Source organism: Halomonas sp. BC1 (assembly GCF_002078135.1).
In the GTDB taxonomy this organism is placed as follows: Bacteria; Pseudomonadota; Gammaproteobacteria; order Pseudomonadales; family Halomonadaceae; genus Vreelandella; species Vreelandella stevensii.
Genome location: NZ_LFGS01000004.1, coordinates 302,349 through 322,774, shown reverse-complemented (window position 1 = coordinate 322,774; position 20,426 = coordinate 302,349). Strand labels below are relative to the sequence as shown.

Annotated in this window: 21 protein-coding genes; 13 read left to right on the top strand and 8 right to left on the bottom strand. The window is 59.3% G+C overall.

The window, feature by feature from the left end; genetic code table 11:
- On the bottom strand, positions 1-512 hold a 512-nt coding region (gene folK, locus B7L72_RS03045), incomplete at its 3' end, for a 2-amino-4-hydroxy-6-hydroxymethyldihydropteridine diphosphokinase (protein WP_081192831.1).
- A 6-nt stretch (positions 513-518) separates the two neighbouring features.
- A complete protein-coding gene (folB, locus tag B7L72_RS03040; protein ID WP_081192469.1) occupies positions 519-890 on the bottom strand; it encodes a dihydroneopterin aldolase in 372 nt (123 codons plus the stop codon).
- A 104-nt stretch (positions 891-994) separates the two neighbouring features.
- On the opposite strand from folB, the gene B7L72_RS03035 reads away from it, so the two are divergent.
- Complete coding sequence (locus tag B7L72_RS03035; protein ID WP_081192468.1) at positions 995-1,564, top strand: glycerol-3-phosphate acyltransferase; 570 nt, start codon at positions 995-997, stop codon at positions 1,562-1,564.
- Positions 1,565-1,573: 9 nt separating this feature from the next.
- On the opposite strand, the gene tsaD is transcribed toward B7L72_RS03035, so the two are convergent.
- A complete protein-coding gene (tsaD, locus tag B7L72_RS03030; RefSeq protein WP_081192466.1) occupies positions 1,574-2,629 on the bottom strand; it encodes a tRNA (adenosine(37)-N6)-threonylcarbamoyltransferase complex transferase subunit TsaD in 1,056 nt (351 codons plus the stop codon).
- A 200-nt stretch (positions 2,630-2,829) separates the two neighbouring features.
- On the opposite strand from tsaD, the gene rpsU reads away from it, so the two are divergent.
- The 3 genes from rpsU (at position 2,830) to rpoD (ending at position 7,168) form a co-directional block, all read left to right on the top strand.
- A complete protein-coding gene (gene rpsU / locus B7L72_RS03025) occupies positions 2,830-3,045 on the top strand; it encodes a 30S ribosomal protein S21 (protein ID WP_081192464.1) in 216 nt (71 codons plus the stop codon).
- A gap of 188 nt (positions 3,046-3,233) precedes the next feature.
- Complete coding sequence (gene dnaG / locus B7L72_RS03020) at positions 3,234-5,081, top strand: DNA primase (protein ID WP_081192462.1); 1,848 nt, start codon at positions 3,234-3,236, stop codon at positions 5,079-5,081.
- A gap of 230 nt (positions 5,082-5,311) precedes the next feature.
- Positions 5,312-7,168: an RNA polymerase sigma factor RpoD gene (gene rpoD, locus B7L72_RS03015; RefSeq protein ID WP_081192460.1), complete on the top strand. Its 1,857-nt coding sequence runs from the start codon at positions 5,312-5,314 to the stop codon at positions 7,166-7,168.
- 119 nt (positions 7,169-7,287) lie between these two features.
- On the opposite strand, the gene B7L72_RS03010 is transcribed toward rpoD, so the two are convergent.
- A complete protein-coding gene (locus tag B7L72_RS03010) occupies positions 7,288-7,950 on the bottom strand; it encodes a LysR substrate-binding domain-containing protein (protein WP_217806028.1) in 663 nt (220 codons plus the stop codon).
- Here B7L72_RS03010 and B7L72_RS03005 point away from each other — a divergent pair.
- Positions 7,932-8,528, top strand: a complete 597-nt coding sequence (locus B7L72_RS03005) for an alcohol dehydrogenase catalytic domain-containing protein (protein WP_254893744.1) — start codon at positions 7,932-7,934, stop codon at positions 8,526-8,528. The genes B7L72_RS03010 and B7L72_RS03005 overlap by 19 nt on opposite strands.
- 37 nt (positions 8,529-8,565) lie before the next feature.
- On the opposite strand, the gene B7L72_RS03000 is transcribed toward B7L72_RS03005, so the two are convergent.
- Positions 8,566-9,345, bottom strand: a complete 780-nt coding sequence (locus B7L72_RS03000; protein ID WP_254893743.1) for an SDR family oxidoreductase — start codon at positions 9,343-9,345, stop codon at positions 8,566-8,568.
- 108 nt (positions 9,346-9,453) lie between these two features.
- Between B7L72_RS03000 and B7L72_RS02995 the strand changes: the two genes are divergently transcribed.
- The 4 genes from B7L72_RS02995 to B7L72_RS02975 all read left to right on the top strand — a co-directional run bounded on the left by B7L72_RS02995 (position 9,454) and on the right by B7L72_RS02975 (position 13,400).
- Positions 9,454-10,368: a LysR family transcriptional regulator gene (locus B7L72_RS02995; protein ID WP_081192458.1), complete on the top strand. Its 915-nt coding sequence runs from the start codon at positions 9,454-9,456 to the stop codon at positions 10,366-10,368.
- A gap of 409 nt (positions 10,369-10,777) precedes the next feature.
- Complete coding sequence (locus tag B7L72_RS02985; protein WP_081192456.1) at positions 10,778-11,902, top strand: alkene reductase; 1,125 nt, start codon at positions 10,778-10,780, stop codon at positions 11,900-11,902.
- A 66-nt stretch (positions 11,903-11,968) separates the two neighbouring features.
- Positions 11,969-12,952, top strand: a complete 984-nt coding sequence (locus tag B7L72_RS02980) for an LLM class oxidoreductase (RefSeq protein ID WP_081192454.1) — start codon at positions 11,969-11,971, stop codon at positions 12,950-12,952.
- 142 nt (positions 12,953-13,094) lie between these two features.
- A complete protein-coding gene (locus B7L72_RS02975) occupies positions 13,095-13,400 on the top strand; it encodes an ArsR/SmtB family transcription factor (RefSeq protein ID WP_036993197.1) in 306 nt (101 codons plus the stop codon).
- A 153-nt stretch (positions 13,401-13,553) separates the two neighbouring features.
- Here the strand turns inward: B7L72_RS02975 and B7L72_RS02970 are convergent, their stop codons facing one another.
- Positions 13,554-14,195: a hypothetical protein gene (locus B7L72_RS02970; RefSeq protein ID WP_081192452.1), complete on the bottom strand. Its 642-nt coding sequence runs from the start codon at positions 14,193-14,195 to the stop codon at positions 13,554-13,556.
- A 183-nt stretch (positions 14,196-14,378) separates the two neighbouring features.
- Between B7L72_RS02970 and B7L72_RS02965 the strand changes: the two genes are divergently transcribed.
- Positions 14,379-15,746 (top strand): L-serine ammonia-lyase, encoded by a 1,368-nt coding sequence (locus tag B7L72_RS02965; RefSeq protein WP_081192450.1) that lies wholly within the window; start codon positions 14,379-14,381, stop codon positions 15,744-15,746.
- 14 nt (positions 15,747-15,760) lie between these two features.
- On the opposite strand, the gene B7L72_RS02960 is transcribed toward B7L72_RS02965, so the two are convergent.
- Entirely contained in the window at positions 15,761-16,648 is an 888-nt protein-coding gene (locus tag B7L72_RS02960; RefSeq protein WP_081192448.1) for a LysR family transcriptional regulator, read from the bottom strand.
- Positions 16,649-16,857: 209 nt separating this feature from the next.
- Here B7L72_RS02960 and B7L72_RS02955 point away from each other — a divergent pair, with 209 nt between their 5' ends.
- The 3 genes from B7L72_RS02955 to mtgA all read left to right on the top strand — a co-directional run bounded on the left by B7L72_RS02955 (position 16,858) and on the right by mtgA (position 19,623).
- Positions 16,858-17,967: an S-(hydroxymethyl)glutathione dehydrogenase/class III alcohol dehydrogenase gene (locus tag B7L72_RS02955; RefSeq protein WP_081192446.1), complete on the top strand. Its 1,110-nt coding sequence runs from the start codon at positions 16,858-16,860 to the stop codon at positions 17,965-17,967.
- A gap of 72 nt (positions 17,968-18,039) precedes the next feature.
- Positions 18,040-18,894, top strand: a complete 855-nt coding sequence (gene fghA / locus B7L72_RS02950; protein WP_016916326.1) for an S-formylglutathione hydrolase — start codon at positions 18,040-18,042, stop codon at positions 18,892-18,894.
- A 12-nt stretch (positions 18,895-18,906) separates the two neighbouring features.
- A complete protein-coding gene (mtgA, locus tag B7L72_RS02945) occupies positions 18,907-19,623 on the top strand; it encodes a monofunctional biosynthetic peptidoglycan transglycosylase (RefSeq protein ID WP_081192444.1) in 717 nt (238 codons plus the stop codon).
- A 7-nt stretch (positions 19,624-19,630) separates the two neighbouring features.
- Here the strand turns inward: mtgA and B7L72_RS02940 are convergent, their stop codons facing one another.
- Entirely contained in the window at positions 19,631-20,398 is a 768-nt protein-coding gene (locus B7L72_RS02940) for an EAL domain-containing protein (RefSeq protein ID WP_446718536.1), read from the bottom strand.
- Positions 20,399-20,426 lie beyond the last annotated feature (28 nt).

The following is a 20,426-nucleotide window of genomic DNA, read 5'->3' as shown; positions in this document are numbered from 1 at the left end:
GCCTGGGAAACGAAGCGCCCCTGCCACTGAAAGTCGATGGCCCACAGCCGCTGACGACCCAAGGTGAAACGCTGCCACAGCGTGGCATAAGGCGTATGACAGCGGGGGTGCCGTTCGTCGGGCAGCAGCTCGGCCAAGGGTTGCAGTACGAAAGCGTTCTGGGTGATTTCAGCCCGGGGCAGGGCCACATCATCGACCACACCACAGGCATTTCCCACGGTCAGCAGGTCGATATCCAGGGCGCGTGGGCTGCATTTGACCATGTCGGGCGTCCGCCCATGGGCCACTTCCAATGCCTTGGACCAAGCCTGCAGTCTGGCCACGGACCAGTCGCTATGGAACGCCACCACCAGGTTGTAGAAATTGCGGCTATCCTTGAAGCCGACGGGTTCGCTCTCGAAAATGCGCGATATCTGCAGTTCGCCAAACGTCTCTGCCAGGGCGTCCAGGCACAGGCGGATGTGTTTTTCCGGGTCGATATTGCTGCCCAGGCTCAGTGTCACCAGATTCATGGGGCGCTATCCTTGCGGTTTTTTTGGCAGGCTGCCGCGGGTGATTTCCAACCCGACACTGGCTGCTTGAGGCACCGCGCCGGGCTTGCGCACACGCATGTGCAGCCAGCTGATTGGGAACTCGTGCTGCAAACTGGCGGCCAGCCGCTCGGCAAAGGTTTCGACCAGCGCAAACTGATGCTCGTCGGCGAACTGCTGGATTCGCTGGCAGATCGCGGCATAATCGAGAGTCAGGCGCAAATCATCGGTGGCGGCGGCAGGCCGGATGTCCGTGGCCAGGGAGAGATCCAGGCTCAGCGATTGCGTGATAGTGCGCTCCCAATCGTATACGCCAATCACGGTTTCTACGGTGAGTGCTTCAATCAATATGCGGTCCACAGGTCATTCCCCAGCGTCGACAAGCGGGCGATTGTACTTGAGGACGACCATAAACGACAGTTCAGGCGGCGGCGCTGGCTGATGAGGGGCAGGGTGAGCAGGGGATGCTGTGGATCGTCTTGGGGTACTTGAGCGGCAGCTGGCTGGCGGCGGTGAGCGTCTGCCGTTGGGCAGGCGTGGCCGACCCGCGCTTTTGCGGTTCCTGTAACCCCGGGTTTTCCAACGTGTTACGGCTGTATGGCCCCCGGCTGGCGGCGGCCACCCTAGCGTTGGATGCCTTGAAGGCGGTGCCGGTGGTCCTGGCGGCCAAGTGGCTGGCCTTGCCGATTATGTGGCAAGGGCTGGTAGGGCTGACGGTACTGCTGGGCCACAGTTTCCCGCTCTGGTATGGGTTTCGAGGCGGCAAGGCCGTCGCCAGCGCCTTCGGAGTGTTGCTGGTGCTGGTGCCCAGCGTCGCGCTGCTCAGCGCTGCCATCTGGGCGTTGATGGCATGGCGGTTGGGTACCGCCGCGCTGGCGTCGGTTGCGAGCGCGCTGTTGGCGCCCCTGCTTTGCGCCTGGCTGGCGCCAGCCTACACCGGCGTGGTGGGCGGCTTCAGCCTGCTGGTACTGGCCCGCCACATGCTCAATATTCGTCGTTGGCGGCAGGGGGAAGAGCCCCCGCTGCGCAAATAGGCCAACGGGTTATCGGGTGCTGCTGAGGGGCGCTGTCAGCGTGTCCAGTGGCCAGCGTGGTGTAGCCTGCATGATACCGCTGTCGTCGCGTTCTCCTGCCGCCAGACGCTGGGCGCCCACGTAGGCAATCATGGCGCCATTGTCGGTGCAGAAGCGCCCACGGGGGTAATAGGCACGGGCCTGGCGCTTTTGGGTCTCCAGGGCCAGGCGCTCGCGCAGCCGCGTATTGGCACTCACACCACCTGCCATCACGATGCGTTTCAGGCCGGTCTCGTCCAGGGCTCGGCGGCATTTGATGACCAGCGTATCCACGACGGCCTCTTCGAAGGCGCGTGCCACGTCGGCTTTGGCCTGTTCGTCCAGCTCGCCCGCGGCTTCCAGCTGGCGAATCGTCGTCAAGGTGTGGGTCTTCAGGCCTGAAAAGCTGAAATCGAGCCCGGGGCGGTCGGTCATGGGGCGCGGGAAGCGAAAGCGTTTAGGGTCGCCCTGTTCGGCCAGTTTGGCCACCAGCGGGCCGCCTGGGTACGCCAGGCCCAGCATCTTGGCGGCCTTGTCGAAGGCCTCACCGGCCGCATCGTCTACTGATTCGCCCAGGAGTCGATAGCAACCCAGCCCCTGTACTTCCACCAGCTGGGTGTGGCCGCCGGAGACCAGCAGGGCCACGAAGGGAAAGGCAGGAGCCTCCTCCTCAAGCATGGGCGCCAGCAGGTGGCCTTCCATGTGATGCACCCCCAATACGGGGATGTTCAGCGCCCTGGCCATGCCATGGGCGGTGCTGGCACCGACCATCAGCGCACCCACCAATCCCGGGCCCGCCGTATAGGCGATGCCATCCAGGTCGTGGCGGGAAAGATGGGCCTCTTTCAATACCTGTTCGATGAGCGGCAGCAGCTTGCGTGTGTGATCCCGAGAGGCCAGTTCGGGCACCACGCCGCCATATTCGGAGTGCATGGCAATCTGGCTGTACAGGGCATCGGCCAGCAGACCCTGGCCGCCGGTGTAGGCCGTGTCGTAAATGGCGACGCCGGTTTCGTCGCAGGATGTCTCGATGCCCAGTACACGCATGGCAAAAGCACTCATCTGATTGAAAAGGCAGGTACTCGAAACCGGCTAGTCTAGCATTGTCGTGCCCGCTGGGCGTAAGCATTTGCAAAGATGGCCAACCACGACTAGACTACTGTGCGCTGTAAAACTGGGTCGTACACCGTCTTGTTCGGTGTGCGTACTATCCGAACTCAAGACTCCTTAAGGTAGGTGAGTGCTTAATGCCTTCTGTAAAAGTACGTGATAACGAGCCGTTTGACGTCGCCCTGCGTCGCTTCAAGCGTTCTTGCGAAAAAGCTGGCGTTCTGTCTGAAGTACGTCGTCGCGAGTACTACGAGAAGCCGACTGCTGAGCGCAAGCGCAAAGCGGCAGCTGCCGTAAAACGTCACGCCAAGAAGTTGCAGCGTGAGCGTAAGCGTTTCGAACGGCTCTATTGATCCGTACCTGGAGAGAGCCAGAGCAGTTGGCTGGTTGTCTCAAGAGGGATGCCAAGCGGCCGCCACCAGGTGGCCGTTTGTTTTTCGTTTTCGTGTTGTCTGTTTTACGCGGTTTAAGGTGATCAGGCGCGTGGCCTGATGACGTTAGACCCGCCCACAAGCGTGTTGCGCGAGGATGCCCTCAGCCCATGGCAGGTCAAATTCCACAGCGATTTATTGACGATCTGCTTGGCCGCGTCGACGTGGTCGAAGTGGTGGGGGAGCGCGTACAGCTCAAGAAAGCGGGCCGTAATTTTTCCGGCCTGTGTCCTTTCCATCAGGAAAAAACACCTTCGTTTACCGTCAGTGCCGACAAGCAGTTCTATCACTGCTTTGGCTGTGGTGCCCACGGTAATGCGCTACGCTTTTTGATGGAATACGACAAGCTGCCCTTTCCCGAGGCGGTCGAGCAACTGGCCGGGCGGCTGGGGCTGGACGTGCCCAGGGAAGGGACGGACGACCCGCGTGCCCAGCAGCGGGAGAAAAAACGCAAGGAAGGTGTCAATCTTCTCGAGGTGGCGGCCAGCTTCTATCGCGAACGATTGAAAATGCAGGAGGGGTGGGCGGCCCAGCGCTACTTGCAGGGGCGTGGCCTTTCGCCAGACGTAATGACCACCTACGGGATTGGCTATGCCCCCGGCGGTTGGGAGGCGCTGAAGCAGCATCTGAGCGCCAAGGGCATCGGTGAGTCGGTGCAGATCGAGTACGGTCTGCTGATTCACCGTGAGGACACTGGGCGCACTTATGATCGCTTCCGCGACCGGGTGATGTTTCCGATACGCGATTTGCGCGGTCGGACCATCGCCTTTGGCGGTCGGGTCATGGGGGATGAGCAGCCCAAATACCTCAACTCGCCGGAGACGCCCGTCTTCCACAAGGGGCGCGAGCTGTACGGCTTGTACGAGGCGCGTCAGGCGACCAGCAAGCTGGAACAGCTGGTGATGGTCGAAGGTTACATGGACGTGGTGGCGCTGGCGCAGTACGGCATTCATAACGCCGTGGCCACGCTGGGCACCGCCACCACCGAAGACCACCTGACGCGCCTGTTTCGTCTGGTCAGTCGCGTGGTGTTCTGTTTCGACGGTGACCGCGCCGGGCGTCAGGCAGCCAGCCGTGCGCTGGAAACCGCGCTGCCGCAGATGATCGATGGCCGCGAGGCACGGTTTCTGTTCTTGCCGGAAGGGGATGACCCGGACTCGCTGGTGCGCCGCGAGGGTCGCGAGGCCTTCGAAGACCGCGTGACCTGTGCCATGCCGCTGTCGGAGTTTCTGTTCGAGCAGGCTGCCCAGGGGCGCGACTTGCAGACCGTGGAAGGGCGCGAGCGCTTCGCCAGTCACGTGCTGGAGGCGCTGCAGAAGGTCCCGGAAGGCATGCTGAAGTCGCTGCTGCTGGAGACGCTCGCCAAGCGCAGTGGGCTGTCCCAGGCGCAGTTGCAGGGGTTGCTGGACAAACGCGTGGCAGCAGCCTCCAGGGTGTCGCCGCAGTGGGAGCCGGTCGATGCGCAGGCGGCGCCGGAAGAGCAGGTTCGCCCGCGCGGTGGTCGGCCGTTGCGTCAGGCGAGCACCTCGCGGGCGCTCTCCACCGTAGGACGTATCGTGCAGCTGTTGCTGCATGAACCGACGCTGGTGGCCGTTCTGCCGGAAACGCAGGATTGGCTGCCTGGTCAGGATCCGCAGGCATCGCTGTGCCGCGACCTGATTGCCCTGCTACGCGCCGGACGCTACCGCAGCCCGCAAGTGGTACTGGCGCATTTTCAAGGCAGTGAAGAGGGGCGCGTGCTGGCAGAGCTGGCCGCGCGGGAGCTGCTGATTCCCAGGGCGACTCGTGAAGCCGAGCTGACCGGTCTGGTCGAGCACTTGGTCGAGCAGCAGCGCAAGCGTTCGCCTCAGGAAGAGTACGATGCCTTGCTGGCGCTGGAGCGCTCAGGGCAAAAACTGGATAAGGAGCAGCGGCAGCGGTTGGCCGGGTTGGTGTTGGAATTGACCCAGGGCCGCTAATGCACAAGGTGGTTGCAAGAGGTGAGGGGTTGAAATCTCGAACTTCAGGGCCACATAGAGGTTATGCCGCCAAGTATTGGCTAACCGAACAACCTAACACACCTGAATGACCGCGCAAATACGTTTCGCTGGAAAAAATCCCGCTATTTACGCTATACTGTTCGGCTTGTTGAGTTTAATCGATTCAGCGCCCCAGGTGTTTCATTCTTCTTCGTCGAGATAGGGTTTCTATGGCTGGAAATGCGCAGCAGCAGTCACGTCTGAAGGAGTTGATCGCGCGCGGCAAGGAACAGGGCTACCTGACCTATGCCGAGGTCAACGACCATCTACCCGAGGATATCGCCGACCCGGATCAAGTGGAAGACATCATTGGCATGATCAACGACATGGGTATCAGTGTCGTTGAAGAAGCGCCAGATGAAGACACTTTGATGATGTCGGATCACTCCACGGACGAATCCGCTGCGGAAGAGGCCGTTGCGGCACTCGCCGCCGTGGAAAGCGACGTCGGTCGCACTACCGACCCGGTCCGCATGTACATGCGCGAGATGGGCACGGTGGAGCTGCTGACCCGTGAAGGCGAAATCGAAATCGCCAAGCGGATCGAAGAGGGCACGCGGGAGGTCATGTCGGCGCTTGCGTACCTGCCCGGTGCCGTTGCCTCCATCCTCGAAGCCTACGACGCAACCCAGGACGAGGAAGCGCCAGGGCGCCTTTCCGACCTGTTCTCTGGCTTCATCGACCCCGATGAAGGCATTCCTGGGGTGGCCGAAGCGGAAACCCCCGAGCCGGAAGTCGATGCCGAGCTGAGCGATGACGATGATATCGACAGCGACGATGACGACGATGACGAGGACACCAACGCCAGCGAAGGTGGCCCGGACCCGGAAGAAGCCAAGGCGCGTTTCGAGCAGATCCGTGAGCAGAACGCCGCCGTCGAAGCGGCGCTGGCCAAGTTTGGTCGTGGCAGTAGCGAGCTGAAGGCCGAGCAGGCACGTCTGGCCGAGCTGTTCTCGCCCATCAAACTGGTGCCCAAGCACTTCGAGCGCCTGGTGGGGCAGATCCGCATCAGCGTGGAGCAGGTGCGTGCCCAGGAAAAGGCGGTCATGCAGCTGTGCGTCAAGAAAGCCAAGGTGCCGCGCAAGACCTTCATCAAGTCCTTCCCGGGGCATGAGTCGGATTCATCGTGGCTGGACGCTTTCCAGGAAGCGCAGCCCAAGTATGCCGACCGTCTTGAGCCACTGCGTGCCGACATCGCACGTTCTCAGCGCAAGATTGCGTTCGAGGAAGACATGGTGCAGCTGACGGTGGCGGACCTGAAGGAAGTCAACCGCAAGCTCTCCATCGGTGAAGCGAAGGCGCGCCGGGCCAAGAAAGAGATGGTCGAGGCCAACCTGCGCCTGGTGATCTCGATCGCCAAGAAGTACACCAACCGTGGCCTGCAGTTCCTGGATCTGATTCAGGAAGGCAATATCGGTCTGATGAAGGCGGTGGACAAGTTCGAGTATCGCCGTGGCTACAAGTTCTCCACCTACGCGACATGGTGGATTCGTCAGGCCATTACGCGCTCCATCGCGGATCAGGCGCGGACCATTCGTATTCCGGTCCACATGATCGAGACCATCAACAAGCTCAATCGTGTCTCTCGTCAGATGCTGCAGGAAATGGGCCGTGAGCCGACGCCTGAAGAGCTGGGCGAGCGTCTTGAAATGCCGGAAGACAAGGTGCGCAAGGTGCTCAAGATCGCCAAGGAGCCGATCTCCATGGAGACGCCGATTGGTGATGACGACGACTCTCATCTGGGCGACTTCATCGAGGACAGCACTATGCTGCTGCCCATCGATATGGCGACCGGCGAAGGACTGATCGAAGCGACCCGTAACGTCCTCGGTGGTTTGACCGCTCGCGAAGCGAAGGTGCTGCGCATGCGTTTCGGTATCGACATGAATACCGATCACACCCTGGAAGAAGTCGGCAAGCAGTTCGACGTGACCCGCGAGCGGATCCGTCAGATCGAAGCCAAGGCGCTTCGCAAGCTGCGTCATCCCAGCCGTTCCGAGCCGCTGCGCTCCTTCCTGGACGAGTAAGCGTCGCTCGAAAAAGCCCGCCGTGGAAACACGGCGGGCTTTTTTGTGGTTCAAGGTCCAGGTCGTCGATGAGTGCACCCAGCCCGGTGCCGGATAGCGCCGACATTGATTTTCGTGCGTTAGAGAGGGCCTCGCTGCCCAAAAGCCTCACGCGCAAACTCCAAGAAGCTGCGCAGCTTTGGCGTCATTCTTTGGTCAGGGGCATAGAGGATGTGCATGGCGGTATTCGGCACCGGGTACTGCGGCAACAGACGCACCAGTGTCCCATCGCGCAGTGCATCGCTAACCAACTCTATCGGTTGTAGAACCACACCTAGACCAGCTACAGCCGCTGCCAGCAGTGGATCGCCTTGATTGATCGTTAATTTGCTTGTAATAGGAACATCTATACGCCCCTCCGGGCTGTCGAAGCTCCAGTGTGAGCGGCCATCAGAATAGGTAAACCCCAGACACTCCTGCTGCTGTAGATCCCACGGATTGATGATGGGCGGGCGACGTGCAAGATAGGACGGCGCAGCGCATAAAACCATCTGATAGGGCTCCAGTGGCACTGCCTTCAACCCACTGCTCACCAGCTCGCCGATGCGAAATACCACGTCGTAACCATCATCAACGATATCGACCAGTTCGTTCGATAACATCAGGTCAACAGACACCTGAGGATACCGAACCATGTATTCCAGCAGGCGTGGCGAAAGCTTGCGAACTCCGAACGTGACCGGCGCGTTGATGCGAAGGCGGCCGCTTGGTGTGAGCCGAAGTGATGTTTCGCAATCACGCATACCTGCAAGAAGCGGAGTTCCCCAGCCGCTTAGGCTACGAGGCCGCAGGCATCGTAACGGCAGTCGGGAGCGACGTAACCGAGATCACGATTGGTGACTCGGTCGCTCTGATCCCACCTCTGGATATTGCTCGCTGGGGCACCTACGGCGAGTTGGCCAATGTACCGGCCCACCTGGTGGTAAAGAACCCTGAGAACTTGTCCTTTGAAGAGGCTGCGGCGTCTTGGATGCAGTACGTCACCGCCTGGGGAGCATTGATTGAACAGGCGAAGCTACGGCAGGGCGATTTTGTCATCGTTACCGCCGCGTCAAGCAGTGTTGGCTTGGCCGCCTTCCAAATAGCTCGAATGGTCGGCGCCACATCGATTGCGATCACACGAACTCGCGCGAAGAAGCAAGCCCTGCTTGATGCAGGCGCTGCGCATGTCATCGTCAGCGATGAAGAGGATATCGTCGAGCGTGTTATCGAACATCGCGAAAAACCTCGCACTAGAAGTACGAGGTTTTTCGCGATGTTCGATAACGACCTCATTTACAGCGAATCAGTTACGTTGCTCACCGCTTTTCACTCCAGATAAGCGGGGCCTGACGCCGAAGAGACAGGCCCTCAACTCATTAGAATTCCTGCACGGTTGGGCGCAGAACGATCTCGTTAATATCCACGTCAGCAGGCTGCTCAATTGCGAAGGCGATAGCTCGAGCGACCGATTCGGCGGGAATTGCATGCTTGTAGAAATCCACCACGAAATCGCGGCTCTGTTGGTGGGTGCTGCCGAATTTCAGTTCGGAGTCCACGGCGCCCGGCTCGATAGTCGTGGTGCGGATGCTGCCACCGACTTCGTGACGCAGTCCTTCGGAGATAGCCCGCACAGCAAACTTGGTGCCGCTGTACACGGTGCCACCCGGGCTGAACACCTTCAGGCCTGCAACCGATGCGATGTTGATGAAGTGACCACTGTTTTGTTTCTGGAAGACTGGCAATGCAACCGCGACTCCGTACAGCAGACCCTTGATGTTGATATCGATCATGCGATCCCACTCGTCAGTGCGAGTATCGCTGAGCGGTGCAATCGCCATCAGTCCGGCATTGTTGATCAGTACATCAATGCGACCGTAGGTGTCCACGGCACCTTGAATGAGCGTTTTGACCTCTTCCTGAGAGGTAACATCGGTCTGATACGCGATTGCCTGACCACCTGCATTGGTCAGCTCAGCCACCAATGCGTCGAGTTTATCTTTGCGACGTGCAGCCAGCACTACGCGAGCGCCAAGCGCAGCAAGGTGGCGTGCAGTAACCTCACCCAGGCCGCTACTGGCACCGGTGATAACGACAACTTTTCCAGAAATGTTATTGCTCATGCTGAGAACCTCATCGGCGGGTTTGTACTTCGCCATGGCTGGTTAACCTGGCAGTGCGCAAACTTTAGACCCATGATTGATCTCAATAAATGGAAATGATTGGATTATGCTATTCCTGAAAATGGAATAAATGGGAGGGGCAACATGCTTAACCGCATGGAGATGGTTAGGATTTTTTGCACAGCAGCAGAGGCAGGTAGCTTCCGCGAAGCGGCAACTCGATTAGGCATCTCCCCACAAGGGGTGACTCGAGCCATTCAAGCCCTGGAAACTGAGCTTGGCGAATCACTGTTCCACCGCAATACCCGCCAGGTGAGCATCACTGCTTTCGGTCAGGATTACGCCAAAGATGCCAGGTCAGCTCTGGATCATTTCGATACGCTATTCCGGTCGCACAGGACGGAGCCTGAGCTGTCAGGTAGGGTGGGGATTACGGCTCCACATGCTATTGGCAGGCGCTTCCTAATACCGTTTCTTCAGCCCCTGGCCGCTGCACATCCTGACCTGCAATTCGATCTCCGCTTGGAAGATCAGATGACTGATGCTGTTGAGGCGCATATCGATATTGGTATCAGGGTGGGGGTTATCCGCGACCGGCGCTACGTTGCACGAGCCTTGGCTCCCGTGCCGTTTTACGTTGTCGCGTGCCCGTCTCTCATAGGCCAAAAGACACCACCTGAATCTTTGGATGCCTTAGCTAAGCTGCCACTTTCAGTCCTGATCGACCGGAAAAATGGCCGCCCTTGGCCTTGGCTATTTGCCGACGGGCAAACGTTCGCGCCCAGGCAGCCAGCGCTTATCTGTGATGATCCAGATACGGAATTGGAAGCCACCCTGGCAGGCATGTGTTTTGGCCAAATTCCTGCCTATCTGGCTGAGCCTCATCTGCGGTCAGGAAAGCTGGTTGCCGTTTTGGCTGATCACGCTCCAGCACCATGGGATCTGTTCATATACCGCCCGCAGCAGGGTCCTGTATCGAAGCGGGTGCGATTGGTGTACGACCACCTTAAGCAGGCTTTCTCAAACCCCAAGCTATTTCCCCAGGGCCTGGGGAAATAGCCAGAGACTCATAGACAACCCTGGTGCGAAGCACGGCGCGGGCACAGCTGATCCAGAAGTGAGCTGCAAGGGCGTGAAAATATGCATACGTGCCGGAAATAATAGCGACATATTGACATATATAGATATTGCGAATAGCCTTGACTCGTAACCCGCGCTAGAAACCTCAGGTGGTACCCCCATGAAAGATTCCAGCGATACCTACCATGAGACCTCAGCCCATGCCCCTTTGGTGGCGATAAGAAATCTGGCCCAGGACGGGAAACTCACAAGTCAATGCTGGAAGCCTACAGCCAGAAGAAGAATATCTACGTCAGCCTCAACGAAGCACCGCTAGGCTCTTCAGGCCTCGTTGATCCATGTTTTTCGACCTACGACATCGAATATTTTAGATATGCAGGTAAGCAAAATGACACACTCAGAACTTTTTAAAACCACTCAGCTGGGCCCATACACCCTCAAGAACCGTATCGTTCTGCCGCCACTGACGCGTTCGCGTAGCTCCCAACCCGGCAATATTGCGAACGACCTGATGGCCACCTATTACCGTCAGCGCAGCGGTGCTGGCTTCATGGTGACCGAGGGCACACAGATCGAACCCCGAGGACAGGGTTATGCCTGGACACCCGGCATTCATAGCCCGGAACAGATACAAGGCTGGCGTAAGGTCACCGACGCTGTTCACGCCGAAGGAGGGGTGATCTTTGCTCAACTTTGGCATGTGGGCCGCGTGTCGCACACATCGCTGCAACCCGGTGGTGAAGCACCCGTCGCGCCATCAGCCATCCGCGCGGACAACGTCAAGGTGTTCATCGAAACTGGCCCCGGCACGGGTACACTGGCCGACCCATCGACCCCACGAGCCCTGTCCACCGAGGAGGTAAAGGAACTGGTTGAGCTCTACGCCCAAGCAGCCCGAAATGCTCTGGAAGCAGGTTTTGACGGGGTGGAGCTTCACTGCGCGAACGGGTACCTGGTAAACCAGTTCATTTCGGCCCATACCAACCAGCGTGATGATGAATATGGCGGTTCGCTGCAGAATCGTCTTCGTTTCCTGCGCGAAATCACCCTCGCCGTTGCTGGTGTGGTCGGCAAGGAGCGCGTTGGCGTTCGCTTCGCCCCGCTGTTCGCGACCACAGACGAAGACCGCGTCTACCTCGGCCTGGTCGAAGAAGATCCTCACCAAACCTACATCGAGGCAGTGAAGATCCTCGAGGAAGTGGGCATTGCCTACCTGTCGCTCGCCGAAGCCGATTGGGACAACGCACCCGAGCTGCCTGAGACGTTCCGGGAAGCTGTTCGTAAGACCTTCAGCGGCAAGATTATCTATGCCGGCAAGTACACCGCTGAACGAGGAAGTCGCGTGATAAAAGCTGGCTGGGGCGACCTGATCGCTTTTGGCCGCCCCTTCATTGCGAACCCCGACCTGCCAGCGCGTATCGCCAACAACTGGCCGCTTAACCCACTTGATCCAGGCAGCATGTACGGCGGTACCGATAAGGGCTACATCGACTATCCTACTTACAAACCCTAAACGCTCAGTGCCACGCCCCATAACTCAGGGGCGTGGCTCTGCGTTTGCTGACCGAGGAAGTTAAGCATGTACCAACCGAGCACGACTCCCTACCAAGAGCATAGGGGATTCAAACGGACCTTCAGGCAGGGTCATCTAAGCCTTGGGCTGTTCTTTCCCCTGGAGGCTTTCCAGGGTGACACACCGCGCATGCTGGATCAGGTTGCGCTGGCCAAACGTGCAGAGGCACTGGGTTTTTCGGCGCTCTGGTTTCGCGATGTGCCGCTCAGGGACCCAAGCTTCGGTGATGTCGGCCAGGTTTTCGACCCTTGGGTGTATCTGGGCTACATCGCAGCCCAGACAACAGAAATCGCACTGGGCACCGCCTCCATCGCTCTTACGTTGCGTAATCCCTTGCACACGGCAAAGGCCGCAGCGAGCATTGATCAGTTGAGCGGAGGTCGTTTGCTCCTGGGAGTAGCCTCTGGCGATCGTCCCGTGGAGTTTCCCGCATTCAGCGTTGATCCAGAAAAGCGTGGCGAGACCTTTCAAGAAAACTTCAATGTGATACGCCAAGCCCATCGAACACACTTCGAGCCCATTCGCTGGAGTCACGGCGAGTTACTGGGGGCCGATCTCGTTCCCAAACCTACGACTCGGGAAATACCGCTATTCGTAACCGGACACAGCCGCCAGCCGCTCGATTGGATCGCGCGTGAAAGCCATGGATGGATCAACTATCCACGTCCGCCACAAATGCAGCGACTGGTCGTGGAAGATTGGCGACAGGAAACGGCTAAACAGTGTGGCACTATCTACAAGCCATTCTTGCAATCGCTGTATATCGACCTGGACGAACACCCATCCACGCCGCCCTCGCCTATCCATCTAGGATTCCGACTGGGACGTAACCATCTTCTGGCCTTGCTGGATACACTTCAGGAAATCGGTGTAGATCACGTCATCCTGAACCTCAAGTATGGTAAACGCCCCGCAGCAGAGGTTATCGAGGAACTTGGCAAACATATCGTCCCGCAATTCGGCGCACAGGTGTCCGATAGTCCTACCTGACAGGACAATAGGATTCCAGTCCAAGCCTGCCCATCACTGCGAAGGGCAGGCGCGGAGATCATGGTGAAGCCTTCCAATTTGCTGCGTGAATCAGGAAGATATCCAGATATCCAGATATCGGAAGAGTAGGTATAAAAAATTCATGACTATTGACGTCAACGAAGCCCTGAAAGCATTGGCGAACCCGATGCGCCTTACCATCCTCAATTGGCTCAAGGATCCCAGGACAGCCTTTCCCGGGCAGGAGGTCGACCCAGAAACGGTAGGCGTGTGCGTCAGTATCATCCAGGAGCGCACGGGCCTCTCGCAGTCAACGACATCGCTTTATCTCGCAGCTCTACAGCGCGCGCAATTGGTGACATCGCAGCGGATCGGCCCCTGGACCTACTACAAACGCCACGATGAGAATATCGATGCCTTCCTCAAGGCGCTGCAAGAAAGAATCTAGGGAGCCTCTGAACAACTCTCGAAATCAGTGATAATACCCCCATCGCCAACTCCACAGGATTCGTTGCCGCCATGGAATAGCGGGATGTGAAAAATGAAATGCCGTCCCTGGCGGTGCTCCCAAAGACGGCAAAAAGAACCGATTGGCAGGGTGTCAGGCGCTTTTCTGGCGAGCAAGGTGCAGGCGTCGGGCCAGCAGGAGCAGCTCGATCATGGCAAACAGAATCAGGCTATAGCCCAGCAGCTCGACCACTTCTTCTGCCACATCCTTGAAAACCCGGACGTACTGCTCCTCCAATACGGCGCGCCAAAACACTTGCCTGCCATATAGGCGTGAAAATACATAAGTAACCAGTACGCCGCCTGCAAACAGCCCAAAGGCAAAGCTATTGCTGAAGTGGCGAAACTCCTCCAGAAAACGCTGGCGCTGGTACACGACCCAGGCCAGTGAGGGGAGGATGATCATGGCGACCAGGATTTTCCAGGTATGCCGTGCGACGTACTCATCGAGAAAGTAGTCCTGCTCACGTACCAGCGAGGCAGCGAGGAAGGCCAGCAGCAGCAGGGTCACCGTGGGCCATACTTTCAGCACATGGCGTACGTAGAGGAGCAGGGTGCAGCAACTGATCAGAATGAAAGTCTGGGTCAGCTCGGTGAACCCCAGCTCGGTATAGCGCACGGTAGGCAGATACAACGCTTCCAGATACGCGCCCTGGGCGATGCCTCCGATGAAGAGTATATAGAGTGTCGCGCGCAGCAGCGCAGTGCGAAAATCAATAGGCCAGGAGGGTGGCATCACGGTTCCTCTACGTCAGGCGAAATCAGTCAAACAACAAACATACATGAATCCATGTCCATTATATCGTCACTTTTCTGTGCTGACACGTCGAACGTGCCAGGAATATCTCGACGAATGGCGGGTTACACTGCAAAGTAACGACATGCAAGCAATAACGACCGTTGAGGGGCGGATGTCACCATGGCCATTAGCGTCTTTGATCTGTTTCGGATAGGCATTGGCCCGTCCAGCTCGCATACCGTGGGGCCCATGCGCGCGGCGCGGGATTTCGTGATGGCGTTGCCGGAAGCGCCCGTGTCACGGCTGGTGGTGCGGCTGCACGGGTCGTTGGCCGCGACTGGGGTAGGCCACGGCACCGACAATGCGGTGGTGATGGGCCTGATGGGTGAAATGCCCGAGTCCATCGAGCCCGACAGCATTGCCGGACGCCTGGCGGCGCTGGACGACGGGACGCCACTGACGCTGCCCAATGGGCATTCGCTGCCCTTCGACCGTGCGCGAGACATCGAGTGGGACGAGACCTGTCTGGCCTTTCATCCCAATGCCATGGTGATCACGGCCTACCAGCAAGAGCGGGTCATCGCGACCAACACTTACTACTCGCTGGGCGGCGGCTTCTATGTCGACCAGGCCTGTGCCGATCAGGGCGGGCTGGATGAGGACAAGACGGCGCTGCCTTATCCGTTCGAATCGGGTAACGAGCTATTGGCACTGTGCCAGGCGAACGATTTGCGTATCAGCCAGCTGATGCTGGCAAACGAGAAAGCCTGGCGCAGCGAAGACACCATCCGTACCGAACTGCTGAAGATCTGGCACGCCATGCGTGACAGTATCGAGAACGGACTGAAAGCCACCGGGCGGTTACCCGGCGGGCTGAACGTGCGCCGTCGCGCCAACGCCCTGCATCAGCAACTGCTTTCGCCGCCCGCCCAGCAGCGTCTGATCGTCAGCAGTTTCAGCGTGATGGATTGGGTCAACCTGTTTGCGCTGGCCGTCAATGAAGAGAACGCGGCCGGCAAACGGATGGTCACGGCGCCCACCAATGGGGCTGCCGGTATCGTTCCGGCGGTGTTGGCCTATTACCTGAAGTTCGAACCCGACGCCTGCGATGCCGACGTGGTCGATTTTCTGTTGGCCGCGGGCGCCATGGGCATACTGTGCAAGAAAAACGCCTCGATCTCCGGGGCGGAGGTGGGCTGCCAGGGAGAAGTCGGCTCGGCGTGCGCCATGGCGGCGGCCGGGCTGGCCGAAGTGCTGGGCGGTACGCCGCGGCAGGTAGAAAATGCTGCGGAAATTGGCCTGGAGCATAACCTGGGGCTGACCTGTGACCCGGTGGCGGGGCTGGTGCAGGTCCCCTGTATCGAGCGCAATGCCATTGCGTCGGTCAAGGCCATCAATGCCGCCCGTATGGCGCTGCATGGTGATGGCGACCACTTCGTCTCGCTGGATAAAGTGATCAAGACCATGCGCGATACCGGACGCGACATGCAGGACAAATACAAGGAGACCTCCAAGGGAGGGCTCGCGGTCAACGCCATCGAGTGTTAATCCGGCTGCGAGTGTCAGGCCTGGGGCAGGGTGCGGCCGATATTGGCCACCAGATAGTCCACCAGTTGACGAATCTTGGGTGACAAGTGGCGGTGGCGTGGGTAGACCGCCCATACCGCCGTATCGTGGTGCTGGAAGGGTTCCAGCACCGAGATCAGTTCACCATTGGTCAAGTGCGGAGCGACGTAGTAATCCGGCAACTGAGCCAGGCCCAGCCCTTTCAGGGCCGCATCCAGCAGGGCAGGCCCCGAGTTGCCGCTCCAGCACCCCTCTACCTTGACCTCTCGCCGCTGGCCGTTCACTTCGAACAGCCAGTTGGGGCGTGAGCCCAGCAGGCAGCGGTGCTGGCTCAGTTCGCCCAGCGTGTGGGGGCGGGGTGCCTGACGAAAATAGGCCTGTGAGCCCACCACGTATTCGCGGCGCTCGCACAGCCGCCGGGCAATCAGGCTGGAGTCTTTCAGCACCCCCATGCGAATGGCGATGTCGAAACCCTCTTCGATCAACTCCACCGGGCGATTGGTGAAGTGCATGTGTACTTCGAGCTGAGGGTGCAGGCGCTGGAAATCATTGACCAGCGGGGCAACGTAGCGCTCGCCGAAGGTCGTTGCCGAGGTCAGTTTCAGTAGCCCATGGGGTTTGGCCTGCAGCTCGCTGATTGCCTGCTCGGCATCACGCAGCCCATCGAACAAATGGCGGCAGTGCTCCACGTACAAGGCCCCGGCATCGGTCAGCCGAATCTGCCGTGTGGTGCGATACAGTAGCTGAACGCCCAGCTGATTCTCCAACTGGCTGACCAGCCGACTGATATGCGAGGTGGACACCTTCAAGTGGCGAGCCGCGGCCGAAAAGGTGCCGAGCCGTACGACTTCCACGAACGCTTCGATACGATCCCAGCGCTGCATGGCGCTCCTCATGTGCATCTGGCGGTGAAGGGTGGTAGCGAATGAGCAACGCGATTGTTGCTCAGTGGCAATAATCTTGTGAGTGTATCCCACTTTATCCCTTTCGCCTAGCTGGCCTACACTGCAACCACGTTTATCCATCCACTTTATCGAGCGCTGTTGCGCCCAGCCAGTGGAACGTCGCTGGGCAACACCTCGGGGAGATTTGCATGAAATCACGTGCTGCGGTTGCACTCGAAGCGGGCAAGCCGCTCGAACTGGTCGACATCGATGTCGAAGGCCCCAAGGCGGGCGAGGTGCTGGTGAAGATGGCGGCCACCAGCGTCTGCCATACCGATGCCTATACCTTGTCGGGCGCCGACCCGGAAGGCAACTTCCCGGCGGTACTGGGCCACGAAGGTGCGGGTATCGTACAGGAAGTGGGCGAAGGCGTGACCAGCCTGAAGCCAGGCGACCACGTCATTCCGCTGTATACCGCTGAGTGCGGCAAGTGCAAATTCTGCCTGTCCGGCAAGACCAATCTGTGTGGCAGCGTGCGCGCTACCCAAGGTAAAGGGGTCATGCCCGATGGCACGTCGCGCTTCTCGCTGGAAGGCAAGATGCTGCACCACTACATGGGCACCTCCACCTTCAGTGAGTACACCGTGCTGCCGGAAGTCTCGCTGGCCGTGGTTTCCAAGGAAGCGCCGCTGGACAAGATCTGCCTGCTGGGCTGCGGTGTCACCACCGGGATTGGTGCCGTGTTGAACACGGCCAAGGTCGAGCCGGGCTCCACCGTTGCCGTGTTTGGCCTCGGGGCGATCGGTCTGGCGGTGATCCAGGGTGCCGTGATGGCCAAGGCCACCAGGATCATCGCCATTGATGTCAATCCGGACAAATTCGAGCTGGCCAAGCAGTTCGGCGCGACGGACTTCGTCAACCCGAAAGACTACAGCGACCCGATCCAGCAAGTGATCGTCGACATGACCGACGGTGGCGTGGACTACTCCTTCGAGTGCATCGGCAATGTCAACGTGATGCGTTCCGCCCTCGAGTGCTGCCACAAGGGCTGGGGTGAGTCGATCGTCATTGGCGTGGCGAGTGCCGGTGAAGAGGTCTCCACGCGCCCCTTCCAACTGGTCACCGGCCGGGTATGGAAAGGCTCTGCGTTTGGCGGCGTGAAAGGGCGTAGCGAGCTGCCGGGTTATGTAGACCGTTATATGAACGGCGAGCTGAACATCGACGACTTCATTACCCATGACATGCCCTTCGAGAAGATCAACGAAGCCTTCGATCTGCTCCATGCCGGCAAGAGCATTCGTACCGTTCTGCATTACTGAGTATGATGAAAGCAGCCTGAAAGAACGCGGCCGGGGCAACCCGCCGCGTTTCACTGTTTAAGGAGCCTGCCCATGAGCATGAGTGAAACGTTGGAGTTGGTGTCGGCAAACCGCAGTTTTGGCGGTTGGCACAAGCGCTACCGCCACTACTCCCGAGCCCTGGACTGCGACATGGTCTTTGCGGTGTACCTGCCGCCACAAGCCGAAAACGAGCGGGTGCCCCTGCTGTGGTGGCTGTCGGGGTTGACCTGCAATGACGAAAACTTCATGCAGAAAGCCGGCGCGCATCGCATTGCGGCAGAGCTGGGCGTGGCGATCGTATGCCCGGATACCAGCCCGCGCGGCACGGAGTTGCCCGGCGAGCATGAAAGCTACGATCTGGGGTCCGGCGCAGGTTTCTACGTGAACGCCACCCAGGCGCCCTGGAAGCCTCACTACCGCATGTACGATTACGTGGTCGAAGAGCTGCCGTCCGTGGTGCGTCAGCATTTTCCGGTCAATGGCCGCGAGTCGATCAGCGGGCACTCCATGGGAGGGCATGGTGCATTGATTCTGGCGCTGCGTCATCCGGGGCGTTTCCGTTCGGTATCGGCCTTTGCGCCGATCGTGAACCCGATGAACTGCCCCTGGGGGCAAAAAGCCTTCACCAGCTACCTTGGGGAAGATCAGACCCGCTGGCGCCAGTACGATGCCTGCGAGCTGGTGGCCAATGGCGCTTCCCGGCAGCGGTTGTTCATCGATCAAGGGGAAGCCGATCAGTTCCTGGAAGAGCAGCTGATGCCCGAGCGTCTGGAAGCCGTCTGCGCCGAGCATGATCACCCGCTAACGCTGCGCCGTCAGCCAGGCTACGATCATAGTTACTTCTTCATCGCCTCGTTCATCGAGGACCATTTGCGCTATCATGCGGAACACCTCATGAAACGTTAAGGGTACCGAGACATGGTCAATCGCGCGCTGCGCCGAGTTCTTCGTCTGCTTTGGCGTCTTGTTTGGCGTGGCGCGCTGGCCTTTGTGCTGCTCTCGGTGGCGCTGGTGTGGCTGTTTCGCTTCGTGCCGCCGCCGGGTTCCATGGTGATGGTGGAACGCAAGGTACAAAGCTGGGTCCATCGCGAACCCATCACCATCCAGCGCCAGTGGCGTAGCTGGGACAATCTCTCGAATAACGCCAAGCTGGCGGTGATTGCCGCCGAGGATCAGCGCTTCCCGATTCATCGTGGTTTCGATGTGGTGGAGCTGCGTCGTGCCTGGGAGGCCAGCCGCGATGGCTCGAGGCTGCGCGGGGCCAGCACGCTGAGCCAGCAAACGGCCAAGAACGTTTTCCTATGGAGCGGGCGCAGCTGGCTGCGCAAAGGGCTGGAAGCCTGGTTCACCCTGCTGATCGAAACCTTCTGGAGCAAGCAGCGGATTCTGGAGGTGTACCTGAACGTGGCCGAGTGGGATACCGGGGTGTTTGGGCTGGAAGCTGCCGCCGACCACTACTTTGGTGCTTCCGGAAGTGCCTTGACCGAGCGCCAGGCCAGCCTGCTGGCGGCCATCCTGCCTAGCCCGCGCACTCGCAGCGCATCGCGACCCGACGCCCAGGTCGAACGTCGTAGCCAGTGGATCCGCCAACAGATGCGTAATCTGGGCGGCACGGCTTACCTCGAACGGCTTTGAACCTTCTTCAATCGTATTGCTCGTCAGCCACGCTGGCCAGCACACCTACCTGTGGCCTGGCGAAATAGTACCCCTGCTGTACCGAAATGCCCAAGTCCAGCAGGCAGCGTGACTCTGCCCGTGTCTCGACCCCTTCGGCCACCAGTTGGGTGCCCAGCGTGCGCGCCAGGGCGACCAGGCTTTTGAGAATGGCCTGCCGCCGTGGATTGCCGTCGCAGCCCATGACCAGCTCTCGGTCTACCTTCAGCGTATCCGGTCGCAAATCGGTCAACAGGTTCAGGTTGGCATAGCCGTTGCCAAAATCATCCAACGACGTGGTGAACCCCATGCGGCGATAGCTATCGATGATGTTGCGCAGGTGTGTTCGGTCGACCACCCGTTCGGTTTCGGTGATTTCGAAGTTCAGCCGCTCGGTGGGCCAGCCCACCCGGCGTGATGTCTCCAGGGTGGATTGAATACAGGCTTCGGGTTCGTAAACGGCATTGGGTAGAAAGTTGATCGAGAGTCGCGCCTCCATCCCCAGCGCACTGGCCAATTCGATGGCTTTGACCCGACACGCCTGGTCAAAGCGATACAGCAGGTCGTCGGTCACCTGCTCAAGAATGGAAAAAGCGGACTCACCGTTGACGCCTCGTACCAACGCCTCGTAATAGATCACTTTACGACGTGCTACGTCCACGATGGGCTGAAAGGCCATGGTAAACGCGAACGGTACCGGTGTGTCGCAGCGGTTGCAGACGCCGTTTACCCTGGCGCAATGAGGTTGTGCTGTCATGTTCTTCCAAGCCCTGGAACGATCAAAA

What these genes read in the sequence shown, in the direction of transcription:
- B7L72_RS03035 (WP_081192468.1), top strand. Translation starts at nt 995, where the DNA reads ATGCTGTGGATCGTCTTGGGGTACTTGAGCGGCAGCTGGCTGGCGGCG.
- tsaD (WP_081192466.1), bottom strand. Translation starts at nt 2,629, where the DNA reads ATGCGTGTACTGGGCATCGAGACATCCTGCGACGAAACCGGCGTCGCC.
- rpsU (WP_081192464.1), top strand. Translation starts at nt 2,830, where the DNA reads ATGCCTTCTGTAAAAGTACGTGATAACGAGCCGTTTGACGTCGCCCTG.
- dnaG (WP_081192462.1), top strand. Translation starts at nt 3,234, where the DNA reads ATGGCAGGTCAAATTCCACAGCGATTTATTGACGATCTGCTTGGCCGC.
- rpoD (WP_081192460.1), top strand. Translation starts at nt 5,312, where the DNA reads ATGGCTGGAAATGCGCAGCAGCAGTCACGTCTGAAGGAGTTGATCGCG.
- B7L72_RS03005 (WP_254893744.1), top strand. Translation starts at nt 7,932, where the DNA reads ATGTTTCGCAATCACGCATACCTGCAAGAAGCGGAGTTCCCCAGCCGC.
- B7L72_RS03010 (WP_217806028.1), bottom strand. Translation starts at nt 7,950, where the DNA reads ATGCGTGATTGCGAAACATCACTTCGGCTCACACCAAGCGGCCGCCTT.
- B7L72_RS03000 (WP_254893743.1), bottom strand. Translation starts at nt 9,345, where the DNA reads ATGGCGAAGTACAAACCCGCCGATGAGGTTCTCAGCATGAGCAATAAC.
- B7L72_RS02995 (WP_081192458.1), top strand. Translation starts at nt 9,454, where the DNA reads ATGCTTAACCGCATGGAGATGGTTAGGATTTTTTGCACAGCAGCAGAG.
- B7L72_RS02985 (WP_081192456.1), top strand. Translation starts at nt 10,778, where the DNA reads ATGACACACTCAGAACTTTTTAAAACCACTCAGCTGGGCCCATACACC.
- B7L72_RS02980 (WP_081192454.1), top strand. Translation starts at nt 11,969, where the DNA reads ATGTACCAACCGAGCACGACTCCCTACCAAGAGCATAGGGGATTCAAA.
- B7L72_RS02975 (WP_036993197.1), top strand. Translation starts at nt 13,095, where the DNA reads ATGACTATTGACGTCAACGAAGCCCTGAAAGCATTGGCGAACCCGATG.
- B7L72_RS02970 (WP_081192452.1), bottom strand. Translation starts at nt 14,195, where the DNA reads ATGCCACCCTCCTGGCCTATTGATTTTCGCACTGCGCTGCTGCGCGCG.
- B7L72_RS02965 (WP_081192450.1), top strand. Translation starts at nt 14,379, where the DNA reads ATGGCCATTAGCGTCTTTGATCTGTTTCGGATAGGCATTGGCCCGTCC.
- B7L72_RS02960 (WP_081192448.1), bottom strand. Translation starts at nt 16,648, where the DNA reads ATGCAGCGCTGGGATCGTATCGAAGCGTTCGTGGAAGTCGTACGGCTC.
- B7L72_RS02955 (WP_081192446.1), top strand. Translation starts at nt 16,858, where the DNA reads ATGAAATCACGTGCTGCGGTTGCACTCGAAGCGGGCAAGCCGCTCGAA.
- fghA (WP_016916326.1), top strand. Translation starts at nt 18,040, where the DNA reads ATGAGCATGAGTGAAACGTTGGAGTTGGTGTCGGCAAACCGCAGTTTT.
- mtgA (WP_081192444.1), top strand. Translation starts at nt 18,907, where the DNA reads ATGGTCAATCGCGCGCTGCGCCGAGTTCTTCGTCTGCTTTGGCGTCTT.
- B7L72_RS02940 (WP_446718536.1), bottom strand. Translation starts at nt 20,398, where the DNA reads ATGACAGCACAACCTCATTGCGCCAGGGTAAACGGCGTCTGCAACCGC.